The sequence below is a fragment of the Neorhizobium petrolearium genome (genome assembly GCF_029854435.1).
GTDB lineage: Bacteria > Pseudomonadota > Alphaproteobacteria > Rhizobiales > Rhizobiaceae > Neorhizobium > Neorhizobium petrolearium.
The window spans coordinates 3,833,689-3,847,408 of the sequence record NZ_CP123000.1; the positions used below are offsets into that span (position 1 = coordinate 3,833,689).

General features: G+C 60.6%; 13 protein-coding genes. 2 read left to right on the top strand and 11 right to left on the bottom strand.

The window, feature by feature from the left end:
• Positions 1–20 precede the first annotated feature (20 nt).
• Both QEO92_RS18760 and QEO92_RS18765 read right to left on the bottom strand, forming a co-directional pair.
• A complete protein-coding gene (locus QEO92_RS18760; RefSeq protein ID WP_227704040.1) occupies positions 21–1,853 on the bottom strand; it encodes an ABC transporter ATP-binding protein in 1,833 nt (610 codons plus the stop codon).
• A gap of 30 nt (positions 1,854–1,883) precedes the next feature.
• Positions 1,884–3,080 carry an aminotransferase class V-fold PLP-dependent enzyme gene (locus tag QEO92_RS18765; protein ID WP_227704041.1) on the bottom strand — a complete coding sequence of 399 codons (1,197 nt, stop codon included), beginning with the start codon at positions 3,078–3,080 and terminating at the stop codon, positions 1,884–1,886.
• Between the two features lie 101 nt (positions 3,081–3,181).
• On the opposite strand from QEO92_RS18765, the gene QEO92_RS18770 reads away from it, so the two are divergent.
• Positions 3,182–4,021 carry an IclR family transcriptional regulator gene (locus tag QEO92_RS18770; RefSeq protein ID WP_227705216.1) on the top strand — a complete coding sequence of 280 codons (840 nt, stop codon included), beginning with the start codon at positions 3,182–3,184 and terminating at the stop codon, positions 4,019–4,021.
• A gap of 14 nt (positions 4,022–4,035) precedes the next feature.
• On the opposite strand, the gene QEO92_RS18775 is transcribed toward QEO92_RS18770, so the two are convergent.
• The 8 genes from QEO92_RS18775 to hmgA form a co-directional block, all read right to left on the bottom strand.
• Positions 4,036–4,548, bottom strand: coding sequence for a RidA family protein (locus QEO92_RS18775; RefSeq protein ID WP_227704042.1), 513 nt, complete (start codon positions 4,546–4,548; stop codon positions 4,036–4,038).
• A gap of 20 nt (positions 4,549–4,568) precedes the next feature.
• Positions 4,569–5,777, bottom strand: a complete 1,209-nt coding sequence (locus tag QEO92_RS18780; protein WP_227704043.1) for an amidohydrolase/deacetylase family metallohydrolase — start codon at positions 5,775–5,777, stop codon at positions 4,569–4,571.
• 1 nt (position 5,778) lies between these two features.
• A complete protein-coding gene (locus QEO92_RS18785; RefSeq protein ID WP_227704044.1) occupies positions 5,779–6,657 on the bottom strand; it encodes an ABC transporter permease in 879 nt (292 codons plus the stop codon).
• 16 nt (positions 6,658–6,673) lie between these two features.
• Positions 6,674–7,615 carry an ABC transporter permease gene (locus QEO92_RS18790; protein WP_227704045.1) on the bottom strand — a complete coding sequence of 314 codons (942 nt, stop codon included), beginning with the start codon at positions 7,613–7,615 and terminating at the stop codon, positions 6,674–6,676.
• Positions 7,616–7,695: 80 nt separating this feature from the next.
• The gene (locus QEO92_RS18795; protein ID WP_227704046.1) at positions 7,696–9,222 is read right to left on the bottom strand and encodes an ABC transporter substrate-binding protein; all 1,527 of its coding nucleotides are present in this window, start codon (positions 9,220–9,222) and stop codon (positions 7,696–7,698) included.
• Between the two features lie 311 nt (positions 9,223–9,533).
• Complete coding sequence (maiA, locus tag QEO92_RS18800; RefSeq protein WP_227704047.1) at positions 9,534–10,169, bottom strand: maleylacetoacetate isomerase; 636 nt, start codon at positions 10,167–10,169, stop codon at positions 9,534–9,536.
• Positions 10,166–11,185 carry a fumarylacetoacetate hydrolase family protein gene (locus QEO92_RS18805; RefSeq protein WP_037153003.1) on the bottom strand — a complete coding sequence of 340 codons (1,020 nt, stop codon included), beginning with the start codon at positions 11,183–11,185 and terminating at the stop codon, positions 10,166–10,168. The genes maiA and QEO92_RS18805 overlap by 4 nt, the downstream gene beginning before the upstream one ends.
• Before the next feature lie 114 nt (positions 11,186–11,299).
• Positions 11,300–12,661 carry a homogentisate 1,2-dioxygenase gene (gene hmgA / locus QEO92_RS18810; RefSeq protein ID WP_227704048.1) on the bottom strand — a complete coding sequence of 454 codons (1,362 nt, stop codon included), beginning with the start codon at positions 12,659–12,661 and terminating at the stop codon, positions 11,300–11,302.
• Positions 12,662–12,687: 26 nt separating this feature from the next.
• On the opposite strand from hmgA, the gene QEO92_RS18815 reads away from it, so the two are divergent.
• Positions 12,688–13,203, top strand: coding sequence for a MarR family winged helix-turn-helix transcriptional regulator (locus QEO92_RS18815; RefSeq protein ID WP_227704049.1), 516 nt, complete (start codon positions 12,688–12,690; stop codon positions 13,201–13,203).
• 3 nt (positions 13,204–13,206) lie between these two features.
• On the opposite strand, the gene QEO92_RS18820 is transcribed toward QEO92_RS18815, so the two are convergent.
• The gene (locus QEO92_RS18820; protein ID WP_037153008.1) at positions 13,207–13,686 is read right to left on the bottom strand and encodes an Lrp/AsnC family transcriptional regulator; all 480 of its coding nucleotides are present in this window, start codon (positions 13,684–13,686) and stop codon (positions 13,207–13,209) included.
• Between the last annotated feature and the right edge of the window lie 34 nt (positions 13,687–13,720).

Below are 13,720 nucleotides of genomic sequence, written 5' to 3' on the forward strand. Positions count from 1 at the left end.
AAGATGAACCGTCTGCCGCGTCAGACCGCAACGAGGTGGCCTGGTGACACGGCGCGATATTCGCGCGTCTTCGTCAGGTAATCGACCGGCCGGATTGGGCTCTTCAACTCATCGCTGGCGCCCATGCGTTTCTCTCGCCGGCGGTCGGGATCCGGCACGGGAACAGCGGCCATGAGCTTCTTCGTATAATCGTGCTGCGGATTGCCGAAAACGGAGACGCGTGGGCCGATTTCGACGATTTCACCGAGATACATGACTGCAACGCGGTGGCTCACGCGTTCCACGACCGCCATGTCGTGGGAGATGAACAGGAAGGCGAGGTTGAGGCTCTGCTGCAGGTCGAGCATCAGGTTGATGACCTGCGCCTTGATCGACACATCGAGCGCCGAAACACTTTCGTCGGCGACAATCACCTTCGGTTGAAGCGCCAACGCACGGGCGATGCAGATGCGCTGCCGCTGGCCACCCGAAAATTCGTGCGGGTAGCGGCTTGCCATGTCCGGTGTCAGCCCCACCTTGCCGAGCATGTCAGCGACGACCTCTTTGGCTTCCTTCGAAGTCCCCATCTGGTGTTCGAGATAGGGTTCGGCGATGGCCTGGCCAACGGTCATGCGCGGATTGAGCGAGGCGAACGGGTCCTGGAAGATCATCTGCACGGATTTGCGCATCTCGCGCATTTCCCGTCTGTCGAGCGCGAGCAGGTCACGGCACTCGACGGTGACCGAACCTGCGTCCGGCTCGATGAGCCGCATGATTGCTCGGCCGGTTGTCGATTTGCCGCAGCCGGATTCGCCCACCAGAGATAGCGTCTCGCCGGCGAAGAGATCGAAAGAAACGTTCTCCACGGCATGCACGCGGCCGCTCAACCGCCCAAACAGGCCGGAATGAATATCGAAACGCTTGGTCAACCCCTTTACCTCAAGGATCGGCTTGCCCTTCGCGACTGTATCCGGCACTTCGACCGGCACATCGGACTCTCCGGTTGCGGCATTGACGACCGGGAAACGCAGCGGCCGCTGGTACTTTTCCATCGAACCCAACACCGGCACGGCGGAGAGCAGCGCGCGGGTATAGGGATGCTTGCCGCGATGAAAGATGTCCGCGGTCGCGCCCGTCTCGACCTGCTCGCCGCGATACATGACGACTGTTCGGTCAGCAATTTCGGCAACCACGCCCATGTCATGGGTGATGAACAGGACGGACGTGCCCTCCTCATCCTGCAGCATCTTGATGAGGTCGAGGATCTGGCCCTGGATCGTCACGTCGAGCGCGGTGGTTGGCTCGTCGGCGATCAGGAGCTTCGGCCTGGACGCCAGAGCCATGGCGATCATCACGCGCTGGCGCATGCCGCCGGAGAAACGATGCGGATACTCATCAAAACGCGAGGCAGCCGACGGGATGCGCACCTTTTCCAGAAGCCGGATGGTTTCGGCTTTCGCCTCTGCCGCCGACATGTCCTTGTGGCAGAGCAGCGCCTCGGAAATCTGATCGCCGATGGTGAAGAGCGGGTTGAGGCTCGTCATCGGCTCCTGGAAGATCATCGAGACGTCATTGCCGCGCACCTTGCGCATCTCGTGTTCAGGAAGCGACAGCAGGTCGCGCCCGCCGAGCATGATCTTGCCCTCGATACGGCTCGTCCCTTCCTGCAGGAGGCGCATGATGGAGAGCGAAGTGACGCTCTTTCCCGAGCCGCTCTCACCGACGATCGCCACCGTCTCGCCCGGCGCAACGGAGAAGGAAACGTTGCGGACCACCGGCTTCCATTCGCCGTCCACGTTGAACGACGTGGTCAGGTTCTGGACTGACAGAACCGGTTGATCGGACTGGACGGCTTGCGCTTGCGAGGTGGCCATGATCGTTCCCTTCCTGTGGTCTTGTTCGGCTCAGTCCGGCCAGCGCAGCATTCCATCAAACCGGTGCCGGCTGCGTTCCTCGATGGGCGTGGCGATGATCTCGTTGGAGGCGCGTGCCTTGTCGAGTTCTTCCGCAAGCCTGTTCGCAACGATCGTTTCCTGGCCCGGATGCAGATTGCACGGATCGAGGTAGAAATAGTGATGTTCCACCTCGTGGTCGCGGACGATGATCGGCGGTTCGCCGCGTCCAAGCGCGCTTGCAAGATCCCAAGCGGTGATATGCGCTTCCGGCGGTGAGATGATCACCCGCATGCGGTCGAGCGGATTGTTGGTCGGGTCGGGCTCGATCAGTGCAGTCACGCCCGGACGCCCGTCGAGTGTCTTTTTCCAGAGGTTCAGATAGCCCGTTTCGCGCTCGCGGATACCCGCATGATCCCGTTTCTCCCAGGCTTCCAGAGCCGCCATGACGCCGTAGACGCTCTCCTTGCCGACTTTCATGCCGCGGCCGATGCCCATGTTCTGCAGGAAGGCGCTGCGCACCAGCTCCTTTTTACCGGCGACGATGCCCGAGGTCGGGCCGCCGAGGAACTTGTGGCCGGAATAGAGCACGATATCCGCACCCTGCGCCAGGAAGAGCTTCAGGTCGTATTCGGAGGCCGCATCGACGATGACCGGAACGCCCTTCGCATGAGCGATCTCGACGAACTCGATGAGGTTCAGCAGCCCATAGTCGACGACGTGATGCGAGACCACATAGACGGCGGCCGCCGTCTTGTCGGTGATCGCATTTTCCATGTGGTAGCGATGCGTCGAGGTCGCCTGGCCGATCAGCACCACCTTGCCGCCGGCAAGCCGGATCGCCTGGTCCACCGGCGCACCGTAGCTCACCACATGGCCCATCTGGACGATGACCTCGTTTTTCTCCGGCGCCGCGTCCGGCAGTTTCTCGATCGCCAGCAGGTTGTTGCCGGTCATGGCTCCGGCGACTGCGAGGCTGATACCGGAAGAGCAGGAGGCCGTCACGAACCCCGCTTCGCCCCCCGTCAGCCGTGCGATGACGGCGCTTGCCTTGCGCTGCAGGTCGTTGATCTCCACGAACTGCGGCAGGATCGCCGCCATGGCTTCGATCGCCTCCGGAACGACGATCGAGGCCCCGAGGCTGGTCATCGTGCCGGATACATTGATGACCGGGCGGAGGCCGATCTGGGTGCGGATATCATCGGACATTCTCATCTCTCCAAAGTGATGGCCGGCTGCGGATTGCCATCGACAGTTATGCCATAGTAATGTAATAGCCTCTCGAAATCACACGAGGGGCCGCAAGGAACATTGAATTGGACACCAGGACTTCATCTGCAGCACTCTCCGAAGACGCCGCTTCCACCCGGGAAACGGAAGCCAAGGGCGCGCGCCGCTCGCGCGTGAGCGGCATCGACCGTGCGCTGCAGGTGATCGATTATCTCTACGAAACCGGTGCGCCGGCGGGCGCCTATGCGATCGCCAAGGCGGTCAAGGCACCGCTTTCCACCGTCTACGTGATCATCGATGACCTGGTCGAAAAGAACATGCTGGCCCGCAATCCCGACGGGTCGATCTGGCTCGGCGCTCGGCTTTACCACTACGGTCTTGCCTATGCCCGGTCGCTGGATTTCATGAGCGTCGCCACCCACGAGATGCACGACCTCTGCAGGCAGGCGGGTGAAACCGTGCAGCTCTGCGGCCGCGACGGCGACTATATGCTGGTGCTCGCCATGGCGGACGGCCCGAGCCATTTCCAGGTCGCTTCGCGCGTCGGCACGCGTGTACCGCTCAACTGGACTGCCTCCGGCCGGCTGCTTGTCGGCCACCTGCCGGACGAGGAGCGGATCGAACTCTTCAAGCGTTGCGCCCGAACCTCTCCGACCGGTCGCGCCGAGATTAATGCCCGCACCCTGTCCGACTCGGCAGGCAAGGCGTTTCAGGAGCGCCTGTCCATTCAGGTTGCGGAATCGGACTATGCCGTTGCCTGCATTGCTTCGCCCGTCGTAGATCGCGAGGGCCAGTGCGTCGCCACCATTTCCATCGTACTTCCGGAACAAAAGGTCTTTTCCGACGAAAACCACTATACGGAACAGGTGCGCGCCTCCGCCGAGAAGATCGAAAAGCTGATGGGCTGGCGCAACCACTGAGTTCTGTCCTCCCCTCAATCGCGCAGAGCAACGATCGCTTCGATCTCGACGGTGATATTGCCGGGAAGAGAACCAAAGCCGACGGCCGAGCGAGCATGCTGGCCCGCCTCGCCGAAGACCTCGATGAAGAGGTCCGAGCATCCGTTGATGACCCGCGGATGATCCTCGAAATCCGGAACGGCATTGACCATGCCGAGCAGTTTCACGACCCGCTTCACCTGCGAAAGGTCGCCGAGCGCGTCCTGCATCACGGCAAGCAGATTGATGCCCGTCAGTCGCGCGTGTTGATAGGCCTGCTCCACATCGACATCGCCGCCGACCTTTCCGGCATGGAGATAACCGTCCATCTCCCGCGGCCCCTGACCGGAAAGGTAGAGAATATTGCCTTCGCGTACATGCGTCACGAAATTGGCAATCGGCGGCGGCGGCGGCGGCAGTTTGATGCCGAGTGCCGCCAACCGCCCATAAGGCGTTTCTGCCACCGGAGTGGCCTTTGCTGGAGACGTATTCACGTAAACTCCTGTCATGCAATTCCAGGAATGTCGGCTCACCGCCACGAATAACCGTGGCTGTGGCGGACGAGCTTGCGGGCCCGCGGGATATAGCGGCTGGCGACGGTGGCTTCCGATCCGATGACCGCGTAGCGCGGCTCGAACAGTTTCTGCAGGCGCGAGACGTCGCCGTTGGAATCGGTCGCTTCGAGATCGGCATCGATGAGATCGAAAATGGTGAAATCGGCGCGTTCGCCGACCGACAGCCGCTTTTCCATCGAGAGCTTGATGACCGAAGCCGGGTGATGGGTGACCGCTTCAACGACCTTGTCGAACGGCATGCCGACCGACAGCAGCTTGGACATGGTCGTTGCCAGATCCCAGACCGGGAAATTCATCGAATGCCCATGCAGGTCGGTCGAGATCGAGAACGGCAGCAAGCCGCGCTGGATGGCCGCTTCCGCCACCTTGAACGAGAAGGACGCGCCGCCATGGCCGATGTCGAGGCGGATGCCTTCGGAGGCGCAGCGTTCGGCAAGGTTGAAGAGGTCCTCGTCTTCCATGATGCTCGAACCGGCCTTGCCGTTGAAGCAGTGAGTGACGACGTCGCCGGGCCCGAGGATTTCCAGAACCTCGTCATAAAGCGCTGGCGGCTCGCCCACATGCACCATCATCGGCAGTTTGAGGATCTTGGCGATCTTCTTGCCGAGCTTGACGGGGGTAACACCCCAGGACCCGGTGATGACATGGCTCGCGCGCACCTTGATGCCGACGATATGCTCGCTGTTTTCCGCGTAGCATTCGAGGATGCGGTCGAGGTCGATATCCTTGATGTCGCGCAGTTCCGGCACGCGGTTGCAGGCGACGAGCCCGATCGAGCCGAGGTTCAGGAAAGCCTTGATGCGTTCCTTCGACGGCTCGATGATGTATTCGCGAAAGCCGTGGAAATTGGCCTCGCCTGCCGAGCCCGCATCGACAAGCGTGGTCACACCACGTTCGGCGCCGCATTCCGACGGACGGATCGATATATCCGTGCCGCCGTGCCAGATGTGGACGTGCAGGTCGACCCAGCCGGGAGAAATCCACGCGCCCTTGCCGTCGACACGCTCCGCATCGACAGGCGCCGCAAGCGACGAGCCGATCGCCGAAATCCTGCCATCGGCGCCAACGAGGATATCCGTGACGGCGGCGGATGTATCGCCGCCAAAGGCCATCGGCTTCACATTGGTGAGGAGGAGCGGCTTGCCCGCTTTTTCACCGGTCATTCTAAAGGTCCTTTCGAAGTCTTGGATCGAGCATGTCGCGCAGCCCGTCGCCGACCATTTGCAGCGACAGCACGGAAAGAATGATTGCAAAGCCGGGGAAATAGGTCATCCAGTCGGCCTGGCCGATATACTGGCGGCCGGCGGCGATCATCGTTCCCCAGGTTGGAATTTCAGGGCTGACGCCGAGCCCGAGGAAGGAAAGCCCGGCTTCGGCCAGCATGGCGCTGGCGAAGAGGAACGTGCCCTGCACCAGGATCGGCGACATGAGATTGCGAAGCACATGCCGCGTCATGATGTGGAAGGTCGAAATGCCGAGCGCCTTCGCCGCTTCCACGTAAGGCAGTTCGCGGATCACCAGCGTCGAGGCGCGGACGATCCGGGCAAGCCGCGGTGAATAGACGATGGCGAGTGCCACGATGACCGTGACCAGCGACGGACCGAGGGCCGCAACGAGCGCAATCGCGAGCAGGATATCCGGAAATGCCATCATCGCATCGATCAGCCGGGCGATCGGCGTGTCGAGCTTCTGGAAGAAGCCGGCAAGCAGGCCGAGCGTCACGCCGATCAGCGCCGACAGCGCCACCACGGCAGCCCCGACCAACAGAGACAACCGCCCGGCATAGATGGTGCGTGAAAAGACGTCGCGCCCGAATTCATCCGTGCCGAACCAGAAGATTTCGCTCGGCGGCTTCAGCCGGTTGACGATCGAGAGCTTCGAGGGCGAATAAGGCGCAATCCAGGGTGCCAGGATCGCAAGCAGGACGAAGATGATCAGCACGATCACGCCGGCAGCGACGGTCTTGCGCCTCAGGAGCCGGCGGAGGAATTTGCCTCGCTCGCTGACAGCCGGCTTGGGAGTGGTGGTTGCGATATCGGCCATCAGGTGCGCACCCCCATCAGTAACGTACTCTGGGATCGACCAGAAGATAGAGCATGTCGATCGCGAAATTGATCAGGACATAGAGGCCGGCAATCACCAGCAGTGCGCCCTGGATCACGGGATAGTCGCGGCGCAAGACCGCCGAGACGACGAGATTGCCGACGCCCGGCAGGCCGAAGACGGTTTCGGTGACGACCGCGCCGGAAATCAGGACCGCCGCCGTCAGGCCGACGACGGTCAGGATCGGGATCAGTGCGTTCTTCAGGGCGTGTTTCATCACGACGCGCCGTTCGACCAGACCCTTGGCGCGCGCCGTGCGGATATAGTCGTCACCCAGCACGTCGAGCATCGAGGCACGCGTGAAGCGCAGGATGAGCGCCGAGGAGACGAGACCGAGCGCGAAAGCCGGCAGCGTCAAATGGTACATCCGTTCCAGAAAGGAGGAACCCGGACCCCCGTATCCCGAAACGGGAAACAGGCTCAGCCTGACCGCGAAGAACTGCATCAGGATGAGGCCCAGCCAGAAACTCGGAATGCTTGCGGCCAGCATGGCGATCGTGGTCGCTGCCTGATCGACGAAGGAGCCACGCCTGTAGGCGGAATAGATGCCGATCGGCAGGGCTATGATGCTCGCGATCGCCAGCGAGAAGATTGTCAGGAAAAAGGTGGGCTCGGCGCGATCGAGAAGAGCCGAACCGACCGGCATATTGAGAAAGATCGACTGACCGAGATCGCCGCGCAGAAGCTGGCCTATATAGTAGATGTATTGAACACCGATCGACTGGTCGAGCCCGAGACGGGTCCTGAGCTCGGCGATGTCCTGCGCCGTCGCGTCGGGACCGAGCATCACGGCGGCCGGGTCTCCGGGCGTCACGCGCACGATCACGAAAACGATCGTGACGACCAGGAACATCACGACGATCATGCCCGCGAGGCGCTGAAGGATGTAACGTATCATGCAAACGGGTTCCTGTGTCCGCACGGGACAAGGCCGAGAGCGGATGCCGGCCTGCAGCCTGGCATCCGCATTTCTCGTGCTTACTTCGTGATCGAGGCGTTCCAGAAATACGGCCAGGGAGCCGGATCGACGCCTTCGAGCTTCTTCGATTTCGCGGAGACGGCGTTGAAATCGCCGATCTTCAACAATGGCAGTTCATCATAGATCGTCTTCTGGACATTTGCCCAGAGCTCGACGCGCTTCGCCGGATCAGCTTCGGACGTGAAGGGATCAACTGCGGCCTTGCGGGCAGGCGTATCCCACCAGCCGGGCGAACTGGTCGACAGCACGCCCATCAGGGCCGGCTCGGGCAGGAAGGGGCTGTGGGTGATGTAGATATCCCAAAGCTTGGCGTCCGCACGACGCTGGGTCAGCGTCGCCCAGTCGACCACCTGCATGTCCACGTTAACGCCGGCGAGCTTCAGGTATTCTGCCGCCACCTGGGCCATCTTGTAATGGAACTCGTATTGGCGGCTGGTGAGGATCCGCAACGGTTCACCCTTGTAGCCGGCTGCCTTCAGGTCCGCCGCAGCCCCCTCGGGATCGCCGAGATTGTAATTGCCTTCGGTCCCGACCTCGGTGTTCCAGACAAAGCTCTTCGGATAGAAGGCTCCGTCCGCGTTGTAGAAATCCTTGCTGCCGAAAGCTGCAGCCAGCATGTCTTCCATGCTCAGGGCCTTTTCGACAGCCTTCCTGATCGCGAGGTTCGAGGAGAGGCCTTCCTTGGTGTTGAAAACGAAGACCGGGAAGCCGAACGGCTTCAGCATGATCGGCTCGGATGGCTGGGAATTCTTGATCTTGTCAAAGGATTCGACCGGAATGGAGTCGACGTAGTCGTACTGGCCCGAAACAGCCGCCTCGACGCGCGTGTTCGGATCCGGAACCGGCACGAAACGAATTTCATCGAGATACTGATGACGGGCGCCGCCATAACCGTCGCTCTCGCCGGAACGGGGCTTATAGCCATCAAAACGGGCGAGCTGGATATACTGGTCCGCCTTGCGCTCCTTCAGCATATAGGGTCCCGTACCGATGAACTCTTTCATCGGTTCATCCTGCTTTTCAGCCGGAATGATGATGGCCGCGGAATTGTTGAAGGCGAGGAGAGAAAGAAGCGGTGCATAGGGCTGCTTCAGTTTTATAGTGACCGTCGCGGCATCGGCAGCAGCGACGGATTCGATGAAACCGGCGACTTGCTTGCCCCGCGAAGCAAGCTTCGTCCAGCGACTGAGCGAAGCAACCACATCTTCCGACGTCATGTCGCTGCTGTCATGGAACTTGATGCCTGTACGCAGCTTGATCGTATAGGTCTTGCCGTCCGCGCTGATCTCCGGGAGGCTTTCGGCGAGAAGCGGCGTCACCTTCCAGCTCTTGTCGAAAGTATAGAGGGTCTCGAAGATATGCTGCGTGACGATGCCGACGAGGTCGGCGGTCGATACCATCGGATCAAGAGTTGGCGGCTCGCCGATTGTCGCGACGTTGATCACGCCGCCCTTTTCCTGAGCCATCAACAGCGAGGGGGCTGCGATCAAGGCAGTCGCAACCAGGAACGCCAGTTTCAGTTTCATTGAGGTCTCCCGTTTTTATGTTCCACTATTATGATATATAAGACTTTATAAGAGAATACAGAACCCGAAGGTCCTGTCAATGGCCTGCCGTAGTGTACCAGTGGATCGCGGAACCGCGGCGGAGGCCAGCATCGAGGGCCCGCGCGGCATCGTTACGGGGAGCGGATGAGCTAATGAGCCCGTGATATGGCGGCCACCACCCGGTGTCTGTCGGGAACTGATCGGCGAATCTGTCGCCAGCGACGAGGCCCTCCGGCCGATCCGACAAGAAGCAGCAGGCGGATATCGATCCGAACGAGAAAAGTCAGCTTCTAACGTGCCACCTTGTCCGGATGCGCATTTGCGAACGATTTCAGCTCGGCGCAGCAATCAGCGATGGCCAAAAGTCTCGGGTATCCGGTGAGATCTACATTCCAGCGCCGTGCATTATAGACCTGTGGCACAAGACAGATATCCGCCATGGTCGGACGGTCGCCGTGACAGAACCTGCCGGTCGAAGGCAAATCCAGAGATTTTTCGAAAGCGGCCAATCCCTCTCCAATGAATTTTTGCATCCAGGCGATCCGTGCTTCATCACCGCCACCGGTCAACGACAGGACATGGCCGGTGACGTTGAGATTGCAGACCGGATGGATTTCGATTGCGATGATGTAGGAGAGTGCCCTCACCCTCTGCCGACCGACGGGATCGCCTGGCAGGAAGGCCCCGCCGCGCGTCTCGTCGAGATATTCGATTATGGCCAGCGATTGGGTAAAGATGTGGCCGTCAATCTCCAGCACTGGGACAAGGCCCTGCGGATTGCGCTGCAGATGCTCCTGCGACCTGTGTGCTTTGGCAAGCAGATCGACCGGAACGGAGCGGAATGTCTCGGCGAGCATGTTGAGCGCGATCCGCAGCCGATAACTGGCAGAAGAGCGCCAGTAATCGTAGAGCACCGTGTCGCTCATCCCGTCTTCTCGTATTTCGTCACGGCCTGCTCGATCGCGCCAAAGATGGAATGCCCCTTCTCGTCCTTCATCTCGATCCGCACAGTATCCCCGAAATGCAGGAAGGGCGTCTTCGGCACGCCGAGATTGATAGTCTCGATCGTGCGGATTTCGGCGATGCAGGAATAACCCGTGCCGCCGTCGGCCACCGGCTTGCCCGGCCCGCCGTCAAGCTTGTTGGAAACCGTACCGGAACCGATAATCGTGCCGGCAGCAAGGGGCCTGGTCTTAGCCGCATGGGCGATGAGTTGCGGGAAATCGAAGGTCATGTCGATACCGGCATTGGCCCGGCCGAACGGCTTGCCGTTCAGATCGACACGCAACGGCAGATGCAGTTTGCCGCCATCCCAGGCATCGCCAAGCTCATCCGGAGAGACGGCGACCGGTGAAAACGCCGAAGAGGGTTTTGACTGGAAGAAGCCGAAACCCTTGGCAAGTTCAGCCGGGATCAGTCCCCTTAACGATACGTCGTTGACCAGCATAACGAGCCGAATTGCATCGCGGGCCTCATCCGCCGACGCGCCCATCGGCACGTCGTCAACGATGACAGCCACCTCACCCTCCATGTCGCAGCCCCAGGCTTCGTCGCCGAGAAGGATCGGATCGCGCGGGCCGAGGAAGGCATCGGAACCACCCTGATACATCAGCGGATCGGTCCAGAAACTCTCCGGCATCTCCGCGTTACGCGCCCTGCGGACAAGCTCGACATGGTTGACGTAAGCGGAACCATCTGCCCATTGATAAGCACGCGGTAACGGCGACGTGGCGTCGTGCTCATGAAAACGGAGGGTCGGCTGCGAACCGGTTTCAATCCCTTCCGCGACACGGGCAAGCCGCGGCCCCGCATGCGCCCAGTCGTCCAGTGCCGCCTGCAGCGACCGGGCGATGTGCCCTACCTCCGAGCACCGGGTCAGGTCTTTCGACACCACGACCAGCCGACCGTCGCGCGTGGAATCCTTCAACGTCGCAAGCTTCATATGTCCCCCTCTTATTCGCCCTGCTCCTCAAGGCAACATGTCAGAATGTGTGGCGCCTGCCGAAGAAAACAACGCCCAGACTGTTTAATTGAGTAGACGTGCCCTCGTATTATTTCACTTGATGCCTGGCGTGCCGTCAAACCTGCGTTCGAGGCCGGTCCAGCAATCGATATAATTGTCCTGCAGCGTTTCGAGCTCCGCGGCGAACCTGGTGATCTGCTGCGGGAACCGCGTCTCGAACATGAAGGCCATGGTGTTCTCGAGCTTGACCGGTTTCAGTTCGCCATTCGACGCTTTCTCGAAACCCGTGAAATCGGGGCCGTGCGGCAGCATCATGTTGTGCAGGCTCATGCCTCCCGGCACGAATCCCTCTTCCTTGGCGTCATAGCGGCCGTAGATCAGCCCCATGAACTCGCTCATGATGTTGCGATGATACCAGGGCGGCCGGAACGTGTGTTCTGCCACCAGCCAGCGTGGCGGAAAGATCACGAAATCCACATTCGCCGTTCCCTCTTCGCCCGACGGTGCCGTCAGCACAGTGAAAATCGACGGATCGGGATGGTCAAACAGGATCGCACCGACCGGCGAGAAGGTGCGCAGATCATATTTGTAAGGCGCATAGTTACCGTGCCATGCGACGACGTCGAGCGGTGAATGGCCGATCTCGGTCACATGAAAAGAGCCGCACCACTTCACGTGCACACGGCATGGCGTTTCCTTGTCTTCATAGGTGGCTACCGGTGTCTTGAAGTCGCGCGGATTGGCGAGGCAGTTGGCACCGATCGGACCGCGGTCCGGCATCGTGAATTTGGCGCCGTAGTTCTCGCAGATATAACCGCGCCAGACGTCTTCCTCGCCGAGCCGGGTGACCTTGAACATGGTTCCGCGCGGGACGATGCAGATTTCGGATGGCTCCAGGTCCATTTTGCCGAGCTCGGTGAACACGCGGATCGATCCTGTCTCCGGCACAACCAGCATCTCGCCATCGGCATTGAAGAAATAGTCGTCCACCATGTCGGCATTAAACGTGTAAACATGAGCCGCCATGCCCGCCTGGGTCAGCGCATCGCCCGCCGTCGTCATGGTGCGGATACCCTGCAGGAAATTCAATTCCTCCTTTGGAGCCGGCAGCGGGCTCCAGCGAAGCTGCCCAAGCGCCAGCGAGTGCTCGCCGATATGCGGCGCAGTCTTCCAGAATGGATAGTCGATTTTCGTGAAGCGGCCCGTGTGCCGCACGCTGGGACGAATACGATAGAGCCACGAACGCTCATTGGTGCCGCGCGGCGCGGTGAAAGGCGAGCCGGAAAGCTGCTCGGCATAGAGGCCGTAATTGCACTGCTGCGGGCTGTTCTGGCCCTGCGGCAATGCTCCCGGGAGGCTCTCGGTCTCGAAATCATTGCCGAAGCCCGGCATGTAGGCGAGCGCTTGCGTTTTGACAGAGGCCTTTACGGCTTTCGGATCGATCTTGTCCAGCATGGCTTGCTTCCTCCCATGATGACGATATGGTTACAAATGTAACCATCTATTTTGTAACCATCAACGCCATGGACCACTTTGCTCTCGAACAATTTCTGCCCTACCGTCTCAATCGCGCCGCCGAATTTGTCGGCCTGCGCTTCGCCGCGCATTACAAGGCAAAGTATGGCATGACACGGCCGGAATGGCGCACGCTCGCAGCCCTCGGCAGTTCCGGCCGCATGACATCGAAGGCTGTCGGCATCCATTCGAGCATGCACAAGACGAAGGTAAGCCGCGCCGTGTTTGAGCTGGAACAGCGTCGCTGGCTAAGACGAACGCAGGACGAAGCCGACCGGCGGCTCGAGCATCTGGAACTCACTGCTGCCGGGCTACAGGCTTACCGGGAGCTGATCGAACTCGCCCGCCGGTATCAGGCAGAGCTGGAGGCAGAGTTCGGTGACGGCGGTGTCCGGGCGCTTGACGAGGGTCTCGCGGCCGTGGAACGCGTCATGCGCAAGCCCGCCAGGGGCAAGAAGCTTCCGGAACCTGATGGCCTCTGAGCCTCAGCTCTTGGCGGGCTTTTGAATCGGAATCCCGCCGAAATCCTTCAGGACATTGAGAACGATTGATGTCTTGACATGTTGCACGCTTTCATGCGGCAGCAACACGTCATTGACGAAATGGGACAGGCCCGCGAGATCGCGTGTCACCACCTTCAGATGATAATCCATCTCACCGGTGAGCGAGAAACATTCCAGCACTTCCGGCAGGTCCTCGACGAGGCGCGCGAAGCGCTTGGCATTATCGCGGTTATGCGTGGCCAGCGTCACGGCGATGACCACGAGCAGGTCGAGACCGAGCTTCTGCCGGTTGAGATGTGCCCGGTAGGTCTGAATGAACCCTTCACTTTCCAGCCGTGCCCGCCGGCGTGAACATTGCGAGGGAGACAAGGCGATGAGCTCGGAGAGCTCGTTATTGGTCAGCCGTCCGTCGTTCTGCAGATGGCTCAAGATTTTTAGATCATATCCGTCCAGAGCATCCATCGTGCACCCACTTCACTAATCTCGCACACATCAT

Coding starts and splice junctions, on each gene's coding strand:
- maiA (WP_227704047.1), bottom strand. CDS start 10,169: ATGAGCGACACGGTGCTCTACGATTACTGGCGCTCTTCTGCCAGTTAT.
- QEO92_RS18795 (WP_227704046.1), bottom strand. CDS start 9,222: ATGAAACTGAAACTGGCGTTCCTGGTTGCGACTGCCTTGATCGCAGCC.
- QEO92_RS18760 (WP_227704040.1), bottom strand. CDS start 1,853: ATGGCCACCTCGCAAGCGCAAGCCGTCCAGTCCGATCAACCGGTTCTG.
- hmgA (WP_227704048.1), bottom strand. CDS start 12,661: ATGCTGGACAAGATCGATCCGAAAGCCGTAAAGGCCTCTGTCAAAACG.
- QEO92_RS18820 (WP_037153008.1), bottom strand. CDS start 13,686: ATGGATGCTCTGGACGGATATGATCTAAAAATCTTGAGCCATCTGCAG.
- QEO92_RS18775 (WP_227704042.1), bottom strand. CDS start 4,548: ATGACAGGAGTTTACGTGAATACGTCTCCAGCAAAGGCCACTCCGGTG.
- QEO92_RS18815 (WP_227704049.1), top strand. CDS start 12,688: ATGGTTACAAATGTAACCATCTATTTTGTAACCATCAACGCCATGGAC.
- QEO92_RS18790 (WP_227704045.1), bottom strand. CDS start 7,615: ATGATACGTTACATCCTTCAGCGCCTCGCGGGCATGATCGTCGTGATG.
- QEO92_RS18785 (WP_227704044.1), bottom strand. CDS start 6,657: ATGGCCGATATCGCAACCACCACTCCCAAGCCGGCTGTCAGCGAGCGA.
- QEO92_RS18765 (WP_227704041.1), bottom strand. CDS start 3,080: ATGTCCGATGATATCCGCACCCAGATCGGCCTCCGCCCGGTCATCAAT.
- QEO92_RS18805 (WP_037153003.1), bottom strand. CDS start 11,185: ATGAAGCTTGCGACGTTGAAGGATTCCACGCGCGACGGTCGGCTGGTC.
- QEO92_RS18780 (WP_227704043.1), bottom strand. CDS start 5,777: ATGACCGGTGAAAAAGCGGGCAAGCCGCTCCTCCTCACCAATGTGAAG.